The 22,218-nt window shown below is 67.3% G+C and carries 21 protein-coding genes; 10 read left to right on the top strand and 11 right to left on the bottom strand.

Annotated elements, in window-relative coordinates; genetic code table 11:
- Positions 1-7: 7 nt before the first annotated feature.
- Positions 8-910 (bottom strand): NAD kinase, encoded by a 903-nt coding sequence (locus tag FFS49_RS25805; protein ID WP_039361361.1) that lies wholly within the window; start codon positions 908-910, stop codon positions 8-10.
- Positions 911-1,041: 131 nt separating this feature from the next.
- Here FFS49_RS25805 and hrcA point away from each other — a divergent pair, with 131 nt between their 5' ends.
- The 3 genes from hrcA to FFS49_RS25790 all read left to right on the top strand — a co-directional run bounded on the left by hrcA (position 1,042) and on the right by FFS49_RS25790 (position 3,768).
- The gene (gene hrcA / locus FFS49_RS25800; RefSeq protein WP_031399637.1) at positions 1,042-2,064 is read left to right on the top strand and encodes a heat-inducible transcriptional repressor HrcA; all 1,023 of its coding nucleotides are present in this window, start codon (positions 1,042-1,044) and stop codon (positions 2,062-2,064) included.
- A gap of 147 nt (positions 2,065-2,211) precedes the next feature.
- Complete coding sequence (hemH, locus tag FFS49_RS25795; RefSeq protein ID WP_105815993.1) at positions 2,212-3,276, top strand: ferrochelatase; 1,065 nt, start codon at positions 2,212-2,214, stop codon at positions 3,274-3,276.
- A gap of 84 nt (positions 3,277-3,360) precedes the next feature.
- Entirely contained in the window at positions 3,361-3,768 is a 408-nt protein-coding gene (locus tag FFS49_RS25790; protein ID WP_105815994.1) for an RNA-binding S4 domain-containing protein, read from the top strand.
- On the opposite strand, the gene FFS49_RS42110 is transcribed toward FFS49_RS25790, so the two are convergent.
- The gene (locus tag FFS49_RS42110) at positions 3,740-3,901 is read right to left on the bottom strand and encodes a hypothetical protein (RefSeq protein ID WP_006476841.1); all 162 of its coding nucleotides are present in this window, start codon (positions 3,899-3,901) and stop codon (positions 3,740-3,742) included. The two genes, FFS49_RS25790 and FFS49_RS42110, sit on opposite strands and share 29 nt — an antisense overlap.
- Positions 3,902-4,256: 355 nt before the next feature.
- Between FFS49_RS42110 and grpE the strand changes: the two genes are divergently transcribed.
- The 5 genes from grpE (at position 4,257) to FFS49_RS25760 (ending at position 10,690) form a co-directional block, all read left to right on the top strand.
- Positions 4,257-4,802, top strand: coding sequence for a nucleotide exchange factor GrpE (gene grpE / locus FFS49_RS25780; protein ID WP_039361358.1), 546 nt, complete (start codon positions 4,257-4,259; stop codon positions 4,800-4,802).
- Positions 4,803-4,812: 10 nt separating this feature from the next.
- Positions 4,813-5,238 (top strand): thioredoxin family protein, encoded by a 426-nt coding sequence (locus FFS49_RS25775; RefSeq protein WP_105815995.1) that lies wholly within the window; start codon positions 4,813-4,815, stop codon positions 5,236-5,238.
- 147 nt (positions 5,239-5,385) lie between these two features.
- A complete protein-coding gene (dnaK, locus tag FFS49_RS25770) occupies positions 5,386-7,338 on the top strand; it encodes a molecular chaperone DnaK (RefSeq protein WP_039361356.1) in 1,953 nt (650 codons plus the stop codon).
- Between the two features lie 267 nt (positions 7,339-7,605).
- Positions 7,606-8,742 carry a molecular chaperone DnaJ gene (dnaJ, locus tag FFS49_RS25765; RefSeq protein ID WP_039361355.1) on the top strand — a complete coding sequence of 379 codons (1,137 nt, stop codon included), beginning with the start codon at positions 7,606-7,608 and terminating at the stop codon, positions 8,740-8,742.
- A gap of 13 nt (positions 8,743-8,755) precedes the next feature.
- Positions 8,756-10,690, top strand: coding sequence for a bifunctional anthranilate synthase component I family protein/class IV aminotransferase (locus FFS49_RS25760; protein WP_105815996.1), 1,935 nt, complete (start codon positions 8,756-8,758; stop codon positions 10,688-10,690).
- A gap of 120 nt (positions 10,691-10,810) precedes the next feature.
- Here the strand turns inward: FFS49_RS25760 and panB are convergent, their stop codons facing one another.
- The 6 genes from panB to hda are packed head-to-tail and all read right to left on the bottom strand — an operon-like array spanning position 10,811 to position 15,918.
- Positions 10,811-11,626 (bottom strand): 3-methyl-2-oxobutanoate hydroxymethyltransferase, encoded by an 816-nt coding sequence (panB, locus tag FFS49_RS25755; protein ID WP_105815997.1) that lies wholly within the window; start codon positions 11,624-11,626, stop codon positions 10,811-10,813.
- A gap of 45 nt (positions 11,627-11,671) precedes the next feature.
- Positions 11,672-12,358, bottom strand: coding sequence for a deoxynucleoside kinase (locus FFS49_RS25750; protein WP_039361352.1), 687 nt, complete (start codon positions 12,356-12,358; stop codon positions 11,672-11,674).
- On the bottom strand, positions 12,355-12,897 hold the full coding sequence (gene folK / locus FFS49_RS25745) for a 2-amino-4-hydroxy-6-hydroxymethyldihydropteridine diphosphokinase (RefSeq protein ID WP_039361350.1): 543 nt from the start codon (positions 12,895-12,897) through the stop codon (positions 12,355-12,357). The genes FFS49_RS25750 and folK overlap by 4 nt, the downstream gene beginning before the upstream one ends.
- Before the next feature lie 35 nt (positions 12,898-12,932).
- Positions 12,933-14,489, bottom strand: coding sequence for a polynucleotide adenylyltransferase PcnB (pcnB, locus tag FFS49_RS25740; RefSeq protein ID WP_071333954.1), 1,557 nt, complete (start codon positions 14,487-14,489; stop codon positions 12,933-12,935).
- Positions 14,490-14,494: 5 nt separating this feature from the next.
- Complete coding sequence (locus tag FFS49_RS25735; RefSeq protein WP_039361346.1) at positions 14,495-15,172, bottom strand: HAD family hydrolase; 678 nt, start codon at positions 15,170-15,172, stop codon at positions 14,495-14,497.
- Between the two features lie 11 nt (positions 15,173-15,183).
- Positions 15,184-15,918 carry a DnaA regulatory inactivator Hda gene (hda, locus tag FFS49_RS25730; RefSeq protein ID WP_039361344.1) on the bottom strand — a complete coding sequence of 245 codons (735 nt, stop codon included), beginning with the start codon at positions 15,916-15,918 and terminating at the stop codon, positions 15,184-15,186.
- A 250-nt stretch (positions 15,919-16,168) separates the two neighbouring features.
- Between hda and purM the strand changes: the two genes are divergently transcribed.
- Positions 16,169-17,224 (top strand): phosphoribosylformylglycinamidine cyclo-ligase, encoded by a 1,056-nt coding sequence (purM, locus tag FFS49_RS25725; protein WP_006484927.1) that lies wholly within the window; start codon positions 16,169-16,171, stop codon positions 17,222-17,224.
- Between the two features lie 61 nt (positions 17,225-17,285).
- On the opposite strand, the gene tet is transcribed toward purM, so the two are convergent.
- Entirely contained in the window at positions 17,286-18,485 is a 1,200-nt protein-coding gene (gene tet / locus FFS49_RS25720; protein WP_105815999.1) for a Tet(A)/Tet(B)/Tet(C) family tetracycline efflux MFS transporter, read from the bottom strand.
- 63 nt (positions 18,486-18,548) lie between these two features.
- On the opposite strand from tet, the gene tetR reads away from it, so the two are divergent.
- Positions 18,549-19,181: a tetracycline resistance transcriptional repressor TetR gene (tetR, locus tag FFS49_RS25715; protein ID WP_105816000.1), complete on the top strand. Its 633-nt coding sequence runs from the start codon at positions 18,549-18,551 to the stop codon at positions 19,179-19,181.
- Positions 19,182-19,186: 5 nt separating this feature from the next.
- On the opposite strand, the gene miaA is transcribed toward tetR, so the two are convergent.
- Together miaA and mutL are read right to left on the bottom strand one after the other, a co-directional pair.
- Positions 19,187-20,167: a tRNA (adenosine(37)-N6)-dimethylallyltransferase MiaA gene (gene miaA / locus FFS49_RS25710; RefSeq protein WP_105816001.1), complete on the bottom strand. Its 981-nt coding sequence runs from the start codon at positions 20,165-20,167 to the stop codon at positions 19,187-19,189.
- Positions 20,164-22,149: a DNA mismatch repair endonuclease MutL gene (mutL, locus tag FFS49_RS25705; protein WP_105816002.1), complete on the bottom strand. Its 1,986-nt coding sequence runs from the start codon at positions 22,147-22,149 to the stop codon at positions 20,164-20,166. The genes miaA and mutL overlap by 4 nt, the downstream gene beginning before the upstream one ends.
- Positions 22,150-22,218 lie beyond the last annotated feature (69 nt).

The raw sequence follows: 22,218 nt of genomic DNA, 5'->3' as shown, positions 1-22,218 counted from the left end.
AGCGGCGTCAGGACGCCTTGTCGTCTTCGTTCGAGGCGTGTTCGTTCCAGTGCAGCTTCTTGCGCAGCGTTGCGTAGTAACTGTAGCCGATCGGGTGCAGGAACGGCACCGTGTGCTTCGAGCGGCGCACCTCGATCGTGTCGTTCAGTTCGAGCGCGGTGAACGACTGCATGTCGAAGTTCACGTTGACGTCGCGCCCGCCGACGATCTGGATCGCGATTTTCGAATCGTCGGGCAGCACGATCGGCCGGTTCGACAGCGCGTGCGGCGCGATCGGCACGAGCACGATGCCCGCCAGCTGCGGATGGAGGATCGGGCCGGCCGACGACAGTGCGTAAGCGGTCGAGCCGGTCGGCGTGGCGACGATCAGGCCGTCCGAACGCTGGTTGTACATGTACCGGCCGTCGACCGATGCGCGCAGCTCGACCATCCCGGAGAAGCCGCTGCGGTTCACGACGACGTCGTTGAAGGCGAGCGCGTGGTAGATCGGTTCGCCGTCGCGCATGATCCGGGCCTCGAGCAGCGCGCGCTCCTCGCGCTCGAACTTGCCCGACAGGATCACCGGGACGAGCGCCTGCATGTCGGCCGCCGCGATATCGGTGATGAAGCCGAGCCGCCCGTGGTTGATCCCGATCAGCGGTGTCCTGTACGGCGCGAGCTGACGGCCGATGCCGAGCATCGTCCCGTCGCCGCCCAGTACGACCGCCACGTCGGCGCGCGCCCCGATTTCGGCCGGGGTCAGCGCCGGATAGCCGGTGATGCCGATCTCGCGCGCGGTTTCGGCTTCGAAGACGACCTCGAAGCCCCGCTTGGCGACGCAGGCGGCCAGTGTGGCGAGCGGCTCGGCGATGTTCGGCGTGTTGCTCCGGCCGACGAGCGCGACAGTGTTGAACTGATTACCGGTTTTCATGCCGGCATTACACCATAGCTCGTTGACGAAAAGAACCGGCTGTGGGCAGACGGGGCCGGATCGGGCCGGCCCGCGCAACGGCAACCGACGCCACTCGCCGTGGTCGCGCGGTTGCGCTAAAATTTTCCACCATGCTAGATCCTCGCGCACGAACCCTCCTGAAAACCCTGATCGAACGGTATATCGCCGACGGTCAGCCAGTCGGATCGCGCACGTTGTCCCGTTACTCCGGGCTCGAGTTGAGCCCGGCAACGATCCGCAACGTGATGTCCGACCTGGAGGAGCTCGGCCTCGTGTCGAGCCCGCACACGTCGGCCGGCCGCGTGCCGACGCCCCGCGGCTACCGGCTGTTCGTCGACACGATGCTGACGGTCGAGGCGCCGATCGACGCCGAAGCCGTTGCGCGGCAGGTGCAGAACACGCTGCAGGCCGGCGAGCCGCAGCAGCGCGTCGTGGCGGCCGCCGCGAGCGTGCTGTCCAACCTGTCGCAGTTCGCGGGCGTGGTGCTGACGCCGCGCCGCAGCCACGTGTTCAAGCAGATCGAGTTCATGCGCCTGTCGGACAAGCGCATCCTGCTGATCATCGTCACGCCCGAGGGCGACGTGCAGAACCGGATGCTCGCGACGCCGCGCGATTACTCGCCGTCGCAACTGACCGAGGCGTCCAACTACATCAACGCGCATTTCGCCGGACTGTCGTTCGACGAGGTGCGCCGCCGCCTGCGCGACGAGATCGACCAGTTGCGCGGCGACATGACCGCGCTGATGCATGCCGCCGTGACGGCTAGCACCGAGGTGCCGGACACCGAGGACACCGTGCTGATTTCCGGCGAGCGCAACCTGCTCGAAGTGGCGGATCTTTCGTCCGACATGGCTCGGCTGCGCAAGCTGTTCGACGTATTCGACCAAAAGACGGGCCTCCTGCAACTGCTCGACGTGTCGAGCCACGCCCAGGGCGTGCAGATCTTCATTGGCGGCGAATCGACGCTCGTGCCGATCGAGGAAATGAGCGTCGTGACCGCGCCTTACGAGGTGAACGGGCAGATCGTCGGCACGCTCGGCGTGATCGGCCCGACCCGCATGGCGTACAACCGCGTGATACCGATCGTCGACATCACCGCGCGCCTGCTGTCGCTCACGCTGAGCCAGCAGTAGCCTGCCGTCGCCAGCCCGATCCTGCCCCGTCATCGTGCCGCGGCACCGTGTGTGCCGACAGTCGGCCGAACGGCCAGCCGACCGGCGCGCAGCGGCCCGCTATAATTGAGAGCCGTCCGGTCCCGTGCCCAGAGCACGTAATTGCCCATGCGTTTCGATCTTGAGCCGCCTTCGAGCACCGCGGCTGCCCATCGCATCGGCGTGCTGCTAATCAATCTCGGCACGCCCGACGCACCCACGCCGCGCGCGGTACGGCGCTACCTGGCCGAATTCCTGTCGGATCCGCGGGTCGTCGAGATTCCGCAGGCTATCTGGCAGGTGCTGCTGCGCACGGTGATCCTGCCGCTGCGCGGCCGCGCGTCTGCAAAGAAATACGCAGCCGTCTGGATGCCCGAGGGCTCGCCGCTGCGCGTGTACACGGAACGCCAGACCGACAGCGTGCGGCACCTGCTCGTGTCGAACGGCTATCAAGTGCAGGTCGACTACGCGATGCGCTACGGCAGCCCGAACATTTCGCACGCGCTCGCGCAGTTCAAGCGCGCGGGCGTCGAGCGCGTGCTGCTGATGCCGATGTACCCGCAATATTCGGCGTCGACCACGGCCACGGCCTTCGACGCCGCCTTCGAAGCGCTCGCGCGCATGCGCAACCAGCCCGAGGTGCGCACGGTGCGGCACTACGCCGACCATCCGGCCTATATCCATGCGCTGGCCGAGCAGGTGCGCCAGTATTGGGCGCAGCACGGCCGGCCCGACTTCGCGGCCGGCGACAAGCTCGTGCTGAGCTTTCACGGCGTGCCGAAGCGCACGCTCGACCTCGGCGACCCCTATCACGACCAGTGCCAGCAAACGGGCGCGCTGCTGATGGCCGCGCTCGGGCTGTCGACCACCGAATGCCGCGTCACGTTCCAGTCGCGCTTCGGCAAGGCCGAATGGCTGCAGCCTTACACCGCGCCGACGCTGCGCGAGTTCGGCGAGGCCGGCGTGCGGCGGGCCGACGTGTTCTGTCCCGGTTTCACGGCCGACTGCCTGGAGACGATCGAGGAGATCGGCATGGAAGTGCGTGACGAGTTCCTCGCCGGCGGTGGCAAGGCGTTTCACCGCATTCCATGCCTGAATGGCGCGCCCGCGTGGATCGGTGCGCTCGGCGAGATCGTCGCCGAGAATCTGCAGGGCTGGCCGGTCAGGGCCGCGCAGCCCGAAACCGTGGGTTGAGATGAAACGACCCCCACGCTCATTTCGTTCACTGCCGCCCGAGGGGGCGGTCAGCCTCCTTCGGGCGGCCCGGCGGAGGCTGCGATGAACTACAAGATTTCGACCGAACCGGGCGCGAAGCTGCGCATCGACAAATGGCTGTGGGCGGCCCGGTTCTTCAAGACGCGCTCGCTCGCGACCGATGCGGTCGACAAGGGGCACGTGAAGATCGGCGGCGCGGCGGTCAAGCCGGCGAAGGAAGTGCACGTGGGCGACGAGGTCGAGATTGCGATCGACGGCATCGTCTGGCACATTGCCGTGCTCGGCGTGTGCGACGTGCGCGGGCCGGCGAGCGTCGCACAGACGCTTTACGCGGAAACGGAAGCAGGGCGGGCCGCGCGGCTCGCCGAACTGGAGCGGCGCCGCACGTATCGCGAGCCGGCAGCCGAGCTGCACGGCCGGCCGACGAAGCGCGACCGGCGCATCATCGACAGATTTTCTGGTGGGAGCTGAACATCTGGTCGAACGTCGCCCGCGCGCTTCCGTATTCGGTCGTGCGGTCGGTGACGGCTCCCGACAGGCAGATGGTGGTGGTGCCGGCAATGAGTACCAGCGCGACCACCGAGATCGCAAAGGTCAGTTTCATGGTACTCCCCTCGAGAAGAAGGGTGAAAACGGCGCCAGGTGGATGTCAGGCGACGGTCAGCTAGGGGTAAACACGCTTTTCCGACGCTTGAGTGGAGTGTAGTGCAGCGGGCCTGTGCCAAGCTAGTACTTGCCAGGTAAGCGTTGTTACCGGCCGTTTCGCCCGATCTGGCGGACTATGCGGCCGATGCCCCGGCGTGACGCGCGGTTGTTTCGCGGTATTGGAGAATGCCGGCGAATAACCCTCTTGAAATCGTCGTTTTCACCCTTATTTGCACCAGCAATGTGCGGTGCCACCGGATATATAGTCCGGCGGTTGCCGATTTGGCTTCAACCTCTAATCGACTTTCAGCGACATGGAAAACACGCAAGAGAACCCGGCATCCCAATCGGCCGAAGATATCGGCAGCGAGAAGCAGGCGGCGCAAGGCGCTGCTCCCGCCGCCGAAGCAGCCGACGCGGCGCTCGCGGAGGCTCAAGCCAAGGTCGCCGAGCTGCAGGAGAGCTACCTGCGGGCGAAGGCCGAAACCGAGAACGTCCGCCGCCGCGCGCAGGACGACGTCGCGAAGGCGCACAAGTTCGCGATCGAGAGCTTCGCGGAGCACCTGCTGCCCGTGCTGGACAGCCTGGAAGCGGCCGTCAACGATACGTCCGGCGACATCGCGAAGGTGCGCGAAGGCGTCGAGTTGACGCTGCGCCAGCTGACGAGCGCGCTCGAGAAGGGCCGCGTCGTCGCGCTGAACCCGGTCGGCGAGAAGTTCGATCCGCATCAGCACCAGGCAATTTCGATGGTGCCGGCCGAGCAGGAGCCGAACACCGTCGTCACCGTGCTGCAAAAGGGCTACACGATCGCCGACCGCGTGCTGCGTCCGGCGCTCGTCACCGTCGCGCAGCCGAAGTAAGGCCGTCGCGATGCTGCCAGCCGGCGTCGATCCGGTCGCGTTCAACGCGTTCGACATGCAGGCGCTGGACGCCGGCACGTTCGACGCGGCGATCGGCGGCGCGGGTGACGCGCTCGCGGTGGTGTTCTTCTGGGGCGTCGACTGCTTCAACTGCGAGATCGCGAAGAAGGCGATGCTTGCCCAGCCCGACGCGATCCGCGCGCTGGACCTGAAGTGGTTCCATTGCAACGTGTACGAACACCACCAGCTGGGGCGCCGCTTCGGGCTGCACGGCGTGCCGACGTGGTTCTTCTTCCACCGTGGCAAGCGGCTCGGGCGCGCGACGGGCTGGCATGGCCTCGCGCAGTTCCAGGCAGCGGTGTCGGCGGCACGCGCGAAAATCGCCGCGTCGGGCGGCGATCCGTCGGGCGGCGATCCGCTAGCAGGCAGCGATTGAAAAAATTTAATATCCGCATCGCTCGTCGGGTCTTGAAAACGGATCGGACGGACGCATTTCGGGAACAGAGTTGAATTCTGGCGCGCGAAACCGCCCACAAACGCGGCGTTTTGCGCAGCAAACAAGCATTTCTGGAGATTAGGAAAAATGGGAAAGATCATCGGTATTGACCTCGGCACCACGAACTCGTGCGTCGCCATCATGGAAGGCAACCAGGTCAAGGTCATCGAGAACTCGGAAGGCACGCGCACCACGCCGTCGATCATCGCCTACATGGACGACAACGAAGTGCTCGTCGGCGCGCCGGCCAAGCGCCAGTCGGTGACCAACCCGAAGAACACGCTGTTCGCAGTGAAGCGCCTGATCGGCCGCCGCTTCGAAGAGAAGGAAGTCCAGAAGGACATCGGCCTGATGCCGTACACCATCATCAAGGCCGACAACGGCGACGCATGGGTTGAAGCGCACGGCGAGAAGCTCGCGCCGCCGCAGGTTTCGGCGGAAGTGCTGCGCAAGATGAAGAAGACGGCAGAAGACTACCTCGGCGAGCCGGTCACGGAAGCCGTGATCACGGTGCCGGCGTACTTCAACGACAGCCAGCGCCAGGCAACCAAGGACGCCGGCCGCATCGCAGGCCTCGAAGTCAAGCGGATCATCAACGAGCCGACCGCGGCTGCGCTCGCGTTCGGCCTCGACAAGGCCGAGAAGGGCGACCGCAAGATCGCCGTGTATGACCTCGGCGGCGGCACGTTCGACGTGTCGATCATCGAAATCGCGGACGTCGACGGCGAAATGCAGTTCGAAGTGCTGTCGACCAACGGCGACACGTTCCTCGGCGGCGAAGACTTCGACCAGCGCATCATCGATTACATCATCGGCGAGTTCAAGAAGGAGCAGGGCGTCGACCTGTCGAAGGACGTGCTCGCGCTGCAGCGCCTGAAGGAAGCCGCTGAAAAGGCGAAGATCGAGCTGTCGTCGAGCCAGCAGACCGAAATCAACCTGCCGTACATCACGGCTGACGCATCGGGCCCGAAGCACTTGAACCTGAAGATCACCCGCGCGAAGCTGGAAGCGCTGGTGGAAGACCTGGTCGAGCGCACGATCGAACCGTGCCGCATCGCGATCAAGGACGCAGGCGTCAAGGTGTCGGACATCGACGACGTGATCCTGGTCGGCGGCCAGACGCGTATGCCGAAGGTGCTGGAGAAGGTGAAGGAATTCTTCGGCAAGGATCCGCGCCGTGACGTGAACCCGGACGAAGCCGTCGCAGTCGGCGCGGCGATCCAGGGCCAGGTCCTGTCGGGCGACCGCAAGGACGTGCTGCTGCTCGACGTGACCCCGCTGTCGCTCGGTATCGAGACGCTCGGCGGCGTGATGACGAAGATGATCAGCAAGAACACGACGATCCCGACGAAGCACGCTCAGGTGTACTCGACGGCGGACGACAACCAGGGCGCCGTGACGATCAAGGTGTTCCAGGGCGAACGCGAAATGGCAGCCGGCAACAAGCTGCTCGGCGAGTTCAACCTCGAAGGCATCCCGCCGGCACCGCGCGGCGTGCCGCAGATCGAAGTGACCTTCGACATCGACGCGAACGGCATCCTGCACGTCGGCGCGAAGGACAAGGCGACCGGCAAGGAAAACAAGATCACGATCAAGGCGAACTCGGGCCTGTCCGAGGCTGAAATCGACCAGATGATCAAGGACGCGGAAGCGAACGCAGCGGAAGATCACAAGCTGCGCGAGCTGGCTGATTCGCGCAACCAGGGCGACGCGCTGGTCCACAGCACGAAGAAGGCGCTGACCGAGTACGGCGACAAGCTGGACGCGGGCGAGAAGGAAGCCATCGAAGCGTCGCTGAAGTCGCTCGAGGAAGTGCTGAAGGACACGTCCGCCGACAAGGCTGCGATCGACGCGAAGGTCGAGGAACTCGGCAAGGTTTCGCAAAAGCTCGGCGAAAAGATGTACGCCGACATGCAGGCCCAGCAAGCAGGTGCGGCCGGCGCAGCGGGTGCGGCGGAAGGCGCGGCTCACGCGGGCGGCGCACAGCAGGCTGCCGACGATGTCGTCGACGCCGAGTTCAAGGAAGTGAAGAAGGACTAAGCCGGGTTGCCCCGGTGCCGCACGCCGCGCGCGCAACCCGCGCGCGGCGCGGCCGACGGGTTGGCTGACAAGCGGTCTGTCTTTCCTTCCGGATGGCCGGATCGACTCCACGCCTGGCGGGCTTCGCGGCCCTCCGGGCACATTTGTTTTTTGGCGGGTGCTGCGCGAGCCGTCCGCGGCGGGCGCAGCGCCAGACGAGTCGAGAGACTTTACTGCAGGCGAAAGGAGCCGCCGTGTGCGCGATGCGCGGCGGCACAGTGAATCGATATGGCGAAACGGGATTACTACGAGGTTCTGGGCGTCGCGAAGAATGCGAGCGACGACGAAATCAAGAAGGCGTATCGCAAGCTTGCGATGAAGTATCACCCTGACCGCAATCCGGACAACAAGGATGCGGAAGAGCATTTCAAGGAGGCGAAGGAAGCCTATGAAATGCTGTCGGACGGCCAGAAGCGGGCGGCGTACGACCAGTACGGCCATGCGGGCGTCGATCCGAACATGGGCGGTGCGGGTGGTCAGGGTTTCGGCGGTTTCGCGGACGCGTTCGGCGACATCTTCGGCGACATCTTCGGCCAGGCCGCGGGCGGTGCCGCGCGCGGCGGCCGTGGCGGCCCGCAGGTGTATCGCGGCGCGGACCTGCGCTACAGCATGGAAATCACGCTCGAGCAGGCTGCACACGGCTACGACACGCAGATCCGCGTGCCGAGCTGGGTGTCGTGCGAGGTCTGCCACGGGTCGGGCGCGAAGCCCGGCACGAAGCCGGAAACCTGCCCGACCTGTCACGGCCAGGGCACGGTGCGCATGTCGCAGGGCTTCTTCAGCATCCAGCAGACCTGCCCGAAGTGCCACGGCACGGGCACCTACATCCCCGAGCCGTGCGTGCATTGCCACGGGTCGGGCAAGGTGAAGGAAACCAAGACGCTCGAAGTGAAGATCCCGGCCGGGATCGACGACGGGATGCGGATCCGCTCGGCCGGCAACGGCGAACCGGGCATCAACGGCGGGCCGCCGGGCGACCTGTACGTCGAGATCCACATCAAGCCGCACTCGGTGTTCGAGCGCGACGGCGACGATCTCCACTGCCAGATGCCGATCCCGTTCACGACCGCCGCGCTTGGCGGCGAGATCGAGGTGCCGACGCTGGCCGGTCGTGCTTCGTTCCCGGTACCGGAAGGCACGCAGTCGGGCAAGACGTTCCGCCTGCGCGGCAAGGGCATCAAGGGGCTGCGTTCGAGCATCGCGGGCGATCTGTACGTCCACGTGCAGGTCGAGACGCCGGTGAAGCTGACCGACAACCAGCGCGACCTGCTCAAGCAGTTCGAGAAATCGCTGGCCGAGGGCGGCGCGCGTCACAGCCCGCAGAGCAAGAGCTGGTTCGACCGTGTGAAGAGCTTCTTCGAGTAACTCGAGTAACAGCATGACTGAAGGCAACGAGAGCGCGTCGTTCGCGCTCTTGGACGATTGCGACTCGACCGCGCTCGCGCGGTCGAGTCGTTTGTATTCGGGGTTCGTGCGCGAACGCGTGTGCACGGATCCGGCTCGGCTCGACGAGGTCGACGCGGCCGTGGCGCAGGACCTGCGCGACGGGCTGCACGCGGTCGTCGTCGGCGATTACGAATTCGGACGCAACCTGCAACGAGCGCAGCCGGGCCATGCCCCGCTGCGCTTTTTGCTGTATGCGTGCTGCGAGCGCCTGTCGTGCGACGAAGTCGACGCGTGGCTCGCGCACCAGGACGGCGGCGGTACGCCGTCGATTGCGGGCGTCGCGCATGTCGGGAAGAGCGTGTCGCGCGATGCGTTCGACGCGGCGATCGCCGCAGTGCACGACGCGCTGCGCGCGGGCGATTCGTATCAGGTCAACTACACGTACCGGCTGAACTTCGACGTGTTCGGCACGCCGCTCGCGCTGTACCGGCGGCTGCGTGCGCGCCAGCCCGTGCGCTACGGCGCGCTGATCGCGTTGCCCGACGGCACGTGGGTCGTGTCGTGCTCGCCCGAGCTGTTCGTCGAGAAGCACGGCGACGTGCTGCGCGCGCGGCCGATGAAGGGCACCGCACCACGTTCGGCCGACCCGCGCGACGATGCGGCCGCCGCCGCGTTTCTCGCGAACGATCCGAAGAACCGCGCGGAAAACGTGATGATCGTCGACCTGCTGCGCAACGACGTGTCGCGGATCGCGCGCACCGGCACGGTCCGCGTGCCGGCGTTGTTTTCCGTCGAGCCGTATGCGTCGGTGTGGCAGATGACGTCGACGGTCGAGGCCGGCTGGCGCGACGGGACGACATTCGCGCAGATGCTGCGCGCGCTGTTTCCGTGCGGATCGATCACGGGTGCGCCGAAGCACAAGACGATGGAACTGATCGACGCGATCGAGTCGACACCGCGCGGGCTCTATACGGGCGCGATCGGCTGGCTTGACGCTGCGAAGCAAGATGCCGAATCCGACGCGCCGGGCGATCGCCTGGCCGGTTGCGGCGATTTCTGCCTGTCGGTCGCGATTCGTACGCTGACGCTCGATGCGGCCGGCGAAAGCGCTGACTGCGAAGGTGTGACGCGAACCGATGCCGAAACACGCCGTCCGGAAGCGGCAATCGCCGGCCGGCGCCGCGGCACGATGGGCGTCGGCGCGGGCATCGTGCTCGACAGTGTCGCGTCGGACGAATATGCGGAGTGCGAATTGAAAGCGCGATTCCTGACGGACGCCGATCCCGGCTTCCAGCTGTTCGAAACGACGGCCGCCACGCGTGCGGACGGCATCCGGCATCTCGATCGCCATCTGGCGCGGCTGCAGCGTAGCGCGGATGCGTTCGGTTTCCGCTTCGACGCCGACGCGTTGCGTCGCGAGATCGACGCGCGCTGCGCGGCGCTCGATGGCGACGGCGCTTACCGGATGAAGCTCGCGCTCGCGAAGGACGGCACGATCGAGATCATTGCGGCGCCGCTCAAGCCGCTGCCGGCGGGGCCGGTCGGCGTGCTGCTGGCGTCCGCGCACGGCTTCGCGCCGACCCGGGCGAACGATGCGCTGCTGCTGCACAAGACCACGCGCCGCGCCGAATACGATTGCGCGTGGCAGGCGGCGGAGGCGCTCGGCGGTTTCGACATGCTGTTCGTCAACGAGCGCGGCGAGGTGACGGAAGGCGGGCGCTCGAACCTGTTCGTGAAGCTCGACGGCCGGTGGGTGACGCCGCCGCTCGAGTCCGGCGTGCTGCCGGGCGTGATGCGCGGCGTGCTGCTTGACGATCGTGCGTTCGGCGCGACGGAGCGGGTCGTGACTGGCGACGATCTCGCGCGTGCGGAGGCGCTCTTGCTGACCAACGCGCTGCGCGGCGCGCTCGACGCGGTACTGAAGTAACCGGTAGATCATCGACCGCTACTGGCAGCGTAAGCAAGAAAAAGCGCGGCGCCCCGCAAAGGGCGCCGCGCTTTTTTCATCGGGGCGCCGGCGAACGCATCGCCGGCACTTCGCCGGACCTCAGAACGAATGCTCGGGGCCGGGGAACGAACCGTCCTTCACCGCGCGCACGTACGCTTCGACGGCCGCCTGGATATTCGATTCGCCCTGCATGAAATCCTTCACGAAGCGCGGCCGTTTGCCGGGGAACACACCGAGCATGTCGTGCAGCACGAGCACCTGGCCCGAGCAGTCGGCGCCTGCGCCGATGCCGATCGTCGGCACGCGCAGCATCTGCGTGACTTCGGACCCGATCAGCGTCGGCACGGCTTCGAGCAGGACGACCTGCGCCCCGGCCGCTTCGACCGCGCGCGCGTCGCGCAGCAGTTGCGCGGCGCCGGCTTCGGTCTTGCCTTGCACCTTGAAGCCGCCGAACGCGTGCACCGACTGCGGCGTGAGGCCCACGTGCGCACACACGGGCACCGCGCGCTCCACGAGGAAGCGGATCGTCTCGGCGAGCCATTCGCCGCCTTCCAGCTTGACCATCTGCGCCCCGGCGCGCATCAGCTTGACGCTGCTTGCGAATGCCTCGGCCGGCGTGCCGTACGTGCCGAACGGCAGGTCGGCCATGATCAGCGCGCGCGGCTGCGCACGGGCCACGCAGGCGGTGTGATATGCGATGTCGTCGAGCGACACGGGCAGCGTGGTCGTGTGGCCCTGCAGCACGTTGCCGAGCGAATCGCCGATCAGCAGCACGTCGACGCCCGAACGGTCGAGCAGTGCGGAAAAGCTCGCGTCGTAGCAGGTGAGCATCGCGATCTTCTCGCCGGCGTCGCGCATTGCCTGCAGCTTGGGCACCGTGACGGCAGGCCGGCTCGATTCCTGGAGATAGGTCATGGGAAATCCGGTTCGAATGGGTGAGGAACGACAGGCGAGGACGCGTCAGCGCGTCGTTTCGCCCTTGACGAAGAATTCCTTGCGGCCGCGCATCGTCTCGATGCGCTCGACCAGCAGGGCGAGATCTTCGGGGGAATCCAGCGGGTTCAGGTGTTCGGCTGCGACCGTCAGCACCGGCGTGCGGTCGTAGTGGTAGAAGAATTCGTTGTACGCGTCGACGAGCGAGCGCAGGTACGCATCGCTGATCTGCAGTTCCATCGGCAGCCCGCGCTTCTGGATGCGCGAGAACAGCACTTCCGGGCTTGCCTGCAGGTAGACGACGAGGTCGGGCGACGGCGCCTGAGGCACGTCGACGTGCGTCGCGACCGAGCGATAGAGCTGCCACTCGTCTTCCGGCAGGTTCAGCCGCGCGAAGATGTCGTTCTTCTGCGGCATGAAATCGGCGATGACCGGGCGGCCCGTTTCGAGCGCACCGATCAGCTCACGAGCCTGCTGCGCGCGCTGCAGCGCGAACGACAGCTGCACGGGCAGCGCGTAGCGCGCGGTGTCGCGATAGAAGCGTTCGAGGAACGGGTTGTCCTGCGGGCGCTCGAGCAGCGTCTGCATCGACCAGCGTTCGCCGAGCAGGCGCGCGAGCGTCGTCTTGCCGACGCCGATCGGGCCTTCGATCACGAGATAGCGATGCGGGGCGCGCAGGTCGGGCGCGGTGACGGTGAGGGGAGTCGGGGTCATCGGCAGCGGTTCTTGTCGGCGGCTTCGCTGGCGGCGAGCGCTTTCTGCATCAGGCACTGGCAGGTCTGCACCTTCTCGACGCGCTGGTCCGCGACGGCGGCGAGGAAGGCATCGGCCCGGCCGCGCGCGGGGATGTCGAGTGCCGGCTCGATCTCGACGAGCGGCACGAGTGCGAACGCACGGTCGGTGAGGCGCGGATGCGGGACGATCAGGTCGGGCTCGTCGATCGAATCGTCGCCGAACAGCAGGATGTCGAGATCGAGCGTGCGCGGCGCGTTGCGATACGGGCGCTCGCGGCCGAAGTGATGTTCGATCTTCTGGCACAGCGCGAGCAGCTCGCGGGCCGACAGCGTCGTGTCGAGCTTGACGACGCAGTTGTAGTAGTCGTCGCCGCCCGCTTCGAAGGGCGCCGTGCGATACAGGCTCGATTTGCCGAGGATCGAGATGGTGCGCTGCTGCGCAAGGCACACCACCGCGTCCTTCAGGGTCTGGCGCGCATCGCCGAGATTCGCCCCCAGTCCGATATATGCAACCGTCATGGCATCACTTCCTACGTCGTTCGCCGGCGAGCGCGTCAGTCGTCGGAACCGCTCGCGGTATCGCCCGAGGCATCCGGTGCCTGCTCGGCGGCACCTTCACCCGGCTTGCGGTTTCGCACGCCGCCGCGGCGGCGCCGCTTGCGGGGCGATTTTTCCTTCGTGCCGCCCTGCGTGAGCAATGCCTCGCGAGCGGCCGCGTCGCCTTCGATGAAATCCGTCCACCACTGTCCGACTTCCGCATCGAGCTCGCCGGATTCGCAGCGTAACAGGAGGAAATCATACCCCGCTCTAAACCTTTGGTGTTCCAGCAGCCGCATCGCGCTGCGGCCCGAGCGTTTCTCGAGGCGCAGCTGCAGGCCCCAGATTTCGCGCATGTCGGCCGAGTAACGCTTGTGGATCGCGAGTTTCTCGGTCTGCATGTCGAGCACGTCGTCCATCGCGCGATGGAGCGCCGGCACCGGGATTTCGCCTTCGGCCGTGTATTGCTCGAAGCGCTGGCGCATGTCGTGCCACAGCAGCGTCGCGAACAGGAAGCCCGGCGACACCGTCTTGCCGGCGCGCACGCGCGCGTCGGTGTTGTTCAGCGCGAGCGTGATGAACTTCTCGCCCTGCGGCTGTTCGAGCACGACGTCGAGCAGCGGCAGCAGCCCGTGGTGCAGGCCTTCCTTGCGCAGCTTCGTCAGGCACGCGAGCGCGTGGCCGGACAGCAGCAGCTTCAGCATTTCGTCGAACAGGCGCGCGGCCGGCACGTTGTTGATCAGGTCGGCGAGCGCGTTGATCGGTTCGCGCGTGTGCGGCTCGATCTCGAAACCGAGCTTGGCCGCAAAGCGCACGACGCGCAGCATCCGCACCGGATCCTCGCGGAACCGCGTGGCCGGATCGCCGATCATCCGCAACAGGCGGGCGCGCACGTCGGCCATCCCGTCGTGGTAGTCGAGCACCGTCTGCGTCGACGGGTCGTAGTACATCGCGTTGATCGTGAAGTCGCGGCGCGCGGCGTCTTCGTGCTGCTCGCCCCACACGTTGTCGCGCAGCACGCGGCCGCTCGCGTCCACCGCATGCGTGCGGCGATCGAGTTCGTCGCGCTTCAGGCGCTTCGGCGGCTCGGCCGTGGCAGCAGCCGCCTCGGGCGGCGCGTCGACCAGCGCGCGGAACGTCGACACCTCGATCAGCTCCTGACCGAACTGCACGTGCACGATCTGGAAGCGGCGGCCGATCAGGCGCGCGCGACGGAACAGGCGCTGCACCTCGGTCGGCGTTGCGTCGGTCGCGACGTCGAAGTCCTTCGGCGCGATGCCGAGCAGCAGGTCGCGTACCGCACCGCCGACGATGAACGCACGGAAGCCCGCCTGCTGCAGCGTGTCGGTCACGCGTACGGCGTTCTTCGAGATCAGCGCCGGGTTGATGCCGTGCACGCTGGCCGGCACGACGGTTGGTTCATGGTTGCTGCGCGGTTTCTTCGCGCCGCCGCCGCGCGTGCCCTTCGGGGCGCGCGGGGTAGCAGGGGCCGCTTCTTCGGCCGGGGCCGTTGCGGGAGACGTTTGCTCGGTTTCGTCCTGGCCGAGCAGCTTGCGGATGAATTTTTTGATCACGACGTTCAGAAGAGATCGAGGATGCGCCAGCCGCGGTTGCTTGCATGCGCACGCAGCGTGTCGTCAGGGTTGGTCGCGATCGGGTCGGTGACTTTCTCGAGCAACGGGATGTCGTTGTGCGAGTCGCTGTAGAAGTAGGTATGCGTGAAGTCGCTCCATTGCTTGCCGAGCGACGCGAGCCACGCTTCGGTCCGCACGATCTTGCCTTCGCGATAGCTCGGCGTGCCGGTCGGCCGGCCCGTGTACGGCGAATCGGGATGCCCGTCGGTCGTTTCGACCTCGCAGGCGATCAGCGTGTCGACACCGAACGCGGTGGCGATCGGGCGCGTGATGAATTCGTTGGTCGCCGTCACCACGCAGCACAGGTCGCCTGCATCGAGGTGCTTGCGCACGAGTTCGAGCGCGGCGGGTGTCATTGCGGGCCGGATCACCTCGTGCATGTACTGCTCGTGCCATTCGGCCAGCTGCGCGCGCGAATACTTCGCGAGCGGCGTGAGCATCGCCGTGAGGTACGCGTGGATGTCGAGCTTGCCGGCCTTGTAGTCGGCGAAGAACTGATCGTTCTGACGCGAGAAGCTTTCCGCGTCGACGATGCCGAGCTTCACCATGAAGCGACCCCATTCGTGGTCGCTATCGGTCGGGATCAGCGTGTGATCGAGGTCAAAGAGTGCCAGATTAGTCATGGAAGCGCATTTTACTCGAAGCGGTTCGGGCCCGTGCCCGGTGGTGGGATGTCGTCGCCGGGACGCGCCAGCATGCGGCGCAGCAACGGCAGCGTGACGGCGCGTTTCTGCTCGAGCGAGAAGCGGTCGAGCGCGTCGAGCAGTGCCATCAGGCTCGGCATGTCGCGGCGGAAATGGGTCAGCAGGTAGGCGGCGATGTCGTCGGTGAGCGCGATCCCGCGCTCCTTCGCCGCGAGCTTGAGCACGGCGATCTTGCCGGCGTCGGACGGCGGCGACAGGTGGAACACGAGCCCCCAGCCGAGGCGCGTGCGGAGATCCTCGCGCACGTCGAGCGCGAGCGGCGCCGCGGGGCCTGCCGCGACGAACGCGCTCGACGGGTGTGCGCGCACTTCGTTGAACAGGTTGAACAGCGCGACCTGCTGCGTGTCGCTCATCTTGTCGCAGTCGTCGATCGCATAGATGCCGATGCGCGGATCGAACGTGAACGCGCCGAGCGGGCTCTGCGGCGTCAGGTAGCGCGCATAGCCGTACGACGCGTCGCTCACGAGCGCCTGCAGCAGATGGGTGCGGCCGCAGCCGGGCTCGCCCCAGATGTAGAACGACCGATCCGGCACGGGGCCCGCCGCGAGCGCGAGGTCGAGCTTCTGCAGGCGCGAGATGAGCTCGTCGTTCTCCTCGTTCATGATGAAGTTGTCGAACGTGGCGGGCGGCGGCGTGCCGAGATCGAGCGTCAGTTGACGGGACACAACAGTCACAATGCGGGTCGGTTGAAAATACGCGTGCCGTACGCCGGGCACGCGCCGGGGCTTGCGTCTTCACGGGCTTCACGCGCGGCCGCACGCACGGCGCCACGCCGGTTTCGGCGCGGTTCGCTCGGCGATGAAAACGGGGACGTGTTGACCAAGATGCAATCCCTGACGATTCGGTGCTGGGAATTCCGGCCAACGGGCCGGCTTCGGGTAAAATCGCATTTTACCGACCTTCTCGCATTCCCCCATGAATCCTCCGAAATCCGCTCCCGACGCTCAGGGTCTGTCCTATCGCGACGCAGGTGTCGACATCGACGCGGGCGACGCACTCATCGACAAGATCAAGCCTTTTGCGAAGAAAACCCTGCGCGACGGCGTGCTCGGCGGCATCGGCGGGTTCGGCGCGCTGTTCGAAGTGCCGAAGAAGTACAAGGAGCCCGTGCTCGTGTCGGGCACCGACGGCGTGGGCACCAAGCTCAAGCTGGCATTTCATCTGAACAAACACGACACCGTCGGCCAGGATCTCGTCGCGATGAGCGTGAACGACATCCTCGTGCAGGGCGCCGAGCCGCTGTTCTTCCTCGATTACTTCGCGTGCGGCAAGCTCGACGTCGACACCGCTGCAACGGTCGTCAAGGGCATCGCGCAGGGTTGCGAACTGTCGGGCTGCGCGCTGATCGGCGGTGAAACGGCCGAAATGCCGGGCATGTACCCGGACGGCGAGTACGACCTGGCCGGCTTCGCGGTCGGCGCGGTCGAGAAGAGCAAGATCATCGACGGCAGCACGATCGCCGAAGGCGACGTGGTGCTGGGCCTCGCATCGAGCGGCATCCACTCGAACGGCTTCTCGCTGGTGCGCAAGATCATCGAGCGCGCGAACCCCGACCTGTCGGCCGATTTCCACGGCCGCTCGCTGGCCGACGCGCTGATGGCGCCCACGCGCATCTACGTGAAGCCGCTGCTCGCACTGATGCAGAAGCTGTCGGTGAAGGGCATGGCGCACATCACGGGCGGCGGTCTCGTCGAGAACATTCCGCGCGTGCTGCGCGAAGGCCTCACCGCCGAGCTCGACCAGAACGCATGGCCGCTGCCGCCGCTGTTCAAGTGGCTGCAGGAGCACGGCGGTGTCGCCGATGCGGAAATGCACCGCGTGTTCAACTGCGGCATCGGCATGGCCGTGATCGTTTCGGCGGCCGATGCCGACGCAGCGATCGCCGACCTGACCGCCGCCGGCGAACAGGTGTGGAAGATCGGCACCGTGCGTGCGACCCGCGAAGGCGAGGCGCAGACGGTCGTGGTCTGACGCACTGCCTGCAGCAGATGCAGCAAGGAAAGCCGCCCGGAGTCGATCCGGGCGGCTTTTTTCATGCCGACGGGCGCGGTGCGCTCGAATTCGCGTTGCGTGCGCCGGCTAGCAGCGGCGGCACGAACAGGTACAACAATCCAGCCGTGGCCCAGACGAGCCCCGGCCACGTCGCGCGGGTCGCCGCATAGGTCGCGGTGACGACCAGCGGCCCCGCGACGCCGATCAGGCTCGCCACGCTCGCGAGCGCGCCTTGCAGTTCACCCTGGCGCGCATCGTCGACCTGCCGCGCGAGCATCGCCTGCAGGGCCGGCAGCGTCATGCCGCCTGCTGCGAACAGCGGCAGCAGCGCGAACGGCACCCACGCGGCGGTCGCGAACGCGATCGCCACGAGCCCGAGCGCGTCGCCCGCAAGGCCCAGAGCCAGTGCGCGGCGCTCGCCGAGCCGCGCGATCAGCGGACCGATCGCGAACGCCTGCGCGAGTGCGTGACACGCGCCGTAGCCTGCCAGCGACAGCCCCGCGATCGGCGTCGACCAGCCGAAATGCTCCTGGCCGTACAGGATCCATAGCGTCGCCGGCGCCTGCGACACCAGCGCCACGATCACGTAAATGCCGATCAGCGGTGCGAGCGCCGGTGCGCCGCTCAGCCGGCGCAGGCTGGCGAACGGGTTGAGCGCGCCGATCGTATGGCCTCCGCGGGCCGAACGCGGCCGTGACTCCGGCAGCGCGCGCCAGACGAGCACGAGATTGAGCGCGTTGAGCACGGCAGCCGCGACGAACGGTGCACGCAGGTGCAGCGCGCCGAGCAGGCCGCCGATCAGCGGGCCCGCGATGAAGCCGATGCCCATCATCGCGCCGAGCTGGCCGAAGCGTCGGGCGCGATCGGGTTCGGCTGTGACATCGGTGACGTAGGCAGTTGCGACCGCGACGTTCGCACCGGTGATGCCCGCGATCAGTCGTCCCGCGTAAAGCCACGCGAGGGTCGGCGCGAGCGCCATCAGCAGGTAGTCGAGTGCGGCGCCCGCGAGCGACACGAGCAGGACGGGCCGGCGGCCGAAGCGGTCGCTCAGCGCGCCGAGCAGCGGGGCGCACAGGAACTGCGCGAACGCGTACAGCGCGAGCAGGATCCCGTAATGGGTGTCGGTGCTGCCTGCGTCGGCGAGCGAGCGCAGCAGCCCGGGCAGGATCGGCATCACGATCCCGACGCCGATCGCGTCGAGCAGGACCGTCGCCAGGATGGCAATCAGGGATGGATTCAAGAGCGTGACTCTATCGGTGATAGAGTGGCGATTATTCCACAGCTTTCCCTATCGGTGATAGAGATGAAGGACACAGGGGCGCGGCTGACGCGCGACACGGTATTGCGCGCAGCGCTCGAACTGCTCGACGAAGTCGGCATCGACGGGCTGTCGACGCGCAAGCTCGCCGAGCGGCTCGGCGTGCAGTCGCCGACGCTTTACTGGCATTTCAAGAACAAGGGTGAACTGCTCGATGCGATGGCCGAGGCGATCATGCTCGAGCGTCACGATGCGTCGCTGCCGCGGCCGGGCGAAGCGTGGGATGCGTGGCTTTTGGACAACGCGCGCAGTTTCCGTCGTGCGCTGCTGGCCTATCGCGACGGCGCGCGCCTGCATGCCGGTACGCGGCCGCGCGCGCTGCACTTCAGCTCGATCGAGCGCAAGGTCGCGCTGCTCGGCGATGCGGGTTTCGCGCCGGACGAGGCGGTCGACGTGATGTATGCGCTGGGCCGCTTCGTGGTCGGATGGGTGCTGGAAGAGCAGGCGGAACCGGACGGCGACGCCGATGCGCCGCTGCCGGACCCGGCCGAATACCCGTTGCTCGCCAAGGGCTGGGCCGCGCTGCGCGAGCGCAGCGGCGACGAGGCGTTCGAGCGTGGTGTCGCGTGGATCGTCGACGGCGCGCGCGCACGCCTCGCAGCGCGCAGGCGCGGCTGACGCGGTCAGCCTGGCGGGGTGCCGTCGAGCACGCGTTCGAGCGCGTCGAGTGCGCGGGCCGTCGAGTCCGGCGCAATGCAGTCGACGACGATCCGCTCCGGCATCGCGCGCAGCCAGGTGATCTGGCGCTTGCAGAGCTGGCGCGTCGCGAAGATCCCCTTGTCGCGCATCGTCCGGTAGTCGGTGTCGCCGTCGAGGAATTCCCATGCCTGCCGGTAGCCGACGCAGCGCATCGACGGCAGGTCGGGATGGAGGTCCTCGCGACGGCGCAGCCGCTCCACTTCGTCGATGAAGCCCGCGTCGAGCATCGCATCGAAGCGCTGTGCGATCCGTTTGTGCAATACCGCGCGATCCGACGGTTCGAGCGCGACCGGCACGAAGCGGTAAGCTGCGGCCGCATCGTCCGTGCGGCGCGGTGCGGCGAGCAGCACCGACATCGGCTGCCCGCTCAGCATGAACACTTCGAGCGCGCGCTGGATCCGTTGCGAATCGTTCGGCGCGAGCCGCGCGGCCGTGTCGGGATCGACCTGTGCGAGCCGCGCGTGCAGCGCGGGCCAGCCATCGCGCTCGGCTTCGGCATCGAGCGTTGCGCGCACGTCCGGATCGGCGCCCGGCAGGTCGTTGAGCCCCTGCGTCAGCGCCTTGTAGTACAGCATCGTGCCGCCCGCGAGCAGCGGCGTGCGGCCGCGCGCGGCGATCTCGCCGATCAGGCGCAGCGTGTCCGCGCGGAAGCTCGCGGCCGAATACGCGTCGGCCGGATCGATGATGTCGATCAGGTGATGCGGCACGCTCGCGCGCTCGTCGAGCGACGGTTTCGCGGTGCCGATATCCATGTCGCGGTAGACGAGCGCCGAATCGACACTGACGATCTCGATCGGGCGGCGCGCGGCGAGCGCCAGCGCCGCGGCCGTCTTTCCCGAGGCGGTGGGGCCGAGCAGGCAGGCGATCGTCGTCGGGCTGGGGTTGGCGTGCGGTGCTGCGCTCATTGGCCGCGCATGAAGAGGCGGTCGAGATCGTTCAGCGTGAGCTGATACCACGTCGGCCGGCCGTGATTGCACTGGTCCGCGCGTTCGGTCGCTTCCATCTGCCGCAGCAGCGCGTTCATCTCGTCGAGCGTCAGGCGCCGGTTCGCGCGCACCGCATGGTGACACGCGAGCGTGCCGAGCAGTTCGTGCTGACGCTCGGTGAGCACCCGCGAGCCGCCGAACGCGTGCAGGTCGGCGAGCACCGCGCGCGCGAGCGACTGCAGGTCGGCATCCTTCAGCAGCGCCGGCACCGCGCGGATCGCGAGCGTCGTCGGCGACAGCACCGCCAGGTCGAAGCCGAGCGATTCCAGCGTGTCGCGCTCTTCCTCGACCGTCCCGATCTCGACCGGCGTGGCCGTCATCGAGATCGGCAGCAGCAGCGCCTGCACGGCGACCGAGCGGTCGGCCAGCGCGTTCTTGAACTGTTCGTACAGGATCCGCTCGTGCGCCGCGTGCATGTCGACGATCACGAGGCCGTGGGCGTTCTGTGCGAGCACGTAAATGCCGTGGATCTGGCCCAGCGCGAAGCCGAGCGGCTGCTCGTCGTGCGTGGTCACCGCGATCGGCGACGCGGTGAAGCCCGACAGCGGTGCGATCGGCGCGTCGGCCGAATTGCGGGCGACGGTCGTCGTGCCGTCCGGCGTGCCCGCGCCCGTGTCCTTGCGGCCGAACAGCGCGTCATAGAGCGCGAGCGGCTGTGCGACGGGCAGCGTGCCCTGGGTCATCCGCGCCTGGCGCATCCACGTGTTGCCCGACGAAGAGGACGACGACGGCGAGAAGCCGCTGCCGCCGAACGCGTTGCCCTGCTGGCTCTGGCCGAGCGGTGTATCCAGGAACGAAGAAGGCCCGCGTGGCGTCGGTTCGATATGTGCGGCATGGCCGCCCGCCGTGGTTTCCGGCGACGCGCCCGCGTGGCGTGCAAGCGCGCGCTGGACCGCGTGGAACACGTATTGGTGGATCGAGCGCGAATCGCGGAAGCGAACCTCGATCTTCGACGGGTGCACGTTCACGTCGACGGCTTCGGGCGGCAGGTCGAGGAACAGCACGTACGACGGGTAGCGGTCGCCGTGCAGCACGTCTTCGTAGGCGGCGCGCACCGCGTGTGTCAGCAGCTTGTCGCGCACGAAGCGGCCGTTGACGAAGAAGTATTGCTGGTCGGCGCGCCCGCGGCTCGCGGTCGGCAGGCCGGCGCAGCCGTAGACCGCGAGCGGGCCGGCCTGCTCGTCGAGCGGCAGGTGGGCGGTCGCGAAGCTGTCGCCGAGAATCTTCGCGACGCGCTGTGCCGGCTCGGTTGCATTCCAGTGCTCGACCGCCTTGCCGTTGTGCAGCACCGAGATCGCGACGTCCGGCCGCGCGAGCGCTGCGCGGCGGATCATTTCCAGGCAATGGCCGAACTCGGTCTGCTCGCTCTTCAGGAACTTGCGGCGCGCGGGCGTGTTGAAGTACAGCTCGCGGACCTCGATCGTCGTGCCGGTCGCGCCGGCGGCCGGCGACAGCACGCCCGTCTGCGCGTCGATCTTCATCGCGTGCGCGGCATCGGCCGTCCGGCTCGTGATCGACATCTCGGCGACCGACGCGATCGACGCGAGCGCTTCGCCGCGGAACCCGAGCGTGGCCACCGCCTCGAGCTCCTCGAGCGAGCGGATCTTGCTGGTGGCATGGCGCATCAGGGCGAGCGCCAGCTCGTCCGGCGGAATCCCGCAGCCGTCGTCGGTGATCGAGATGCGCTTGACGCCGCCTTCTTCCAGCACGATGCGCAGCGTGCTGGCGCCCGCGTCCATCGCGTTTTCGAGCAGTTCCTTGACGACCGACGCCGGGCGTTCGACGACCTCGCCGGCGGCGATCTGGCTGATCAGCTGGTCGGGCAGGGGCTGGATCGCGCGCAGCGGGCGCGGAGCAGGGGCGGGCACGGCGCCCGCGGCCGTTTCGGTGATATCGGACATGGCCGAATTATAGCGAGGCGGCGAATGCGTGCCGGGGCGACCGGCGGTTACGTTTTTTCACGGAGCCTT

Source organism: Burkholderia sp. 4NA327C6 (genome assembly GCF_005502655.1).
Classification (GTDB): Bacteria; Pseudomonadota; Gammaproteobacteria; order Burkholderiales; family Burkholderiaceae; genus Burkholderia; species Burkholderia contaminans.
The sequence above is the reverse complement of the archived record's forward strand: the minus strand, read 5'-3'. Positions and strand labels throughout refer to the sequence as shown.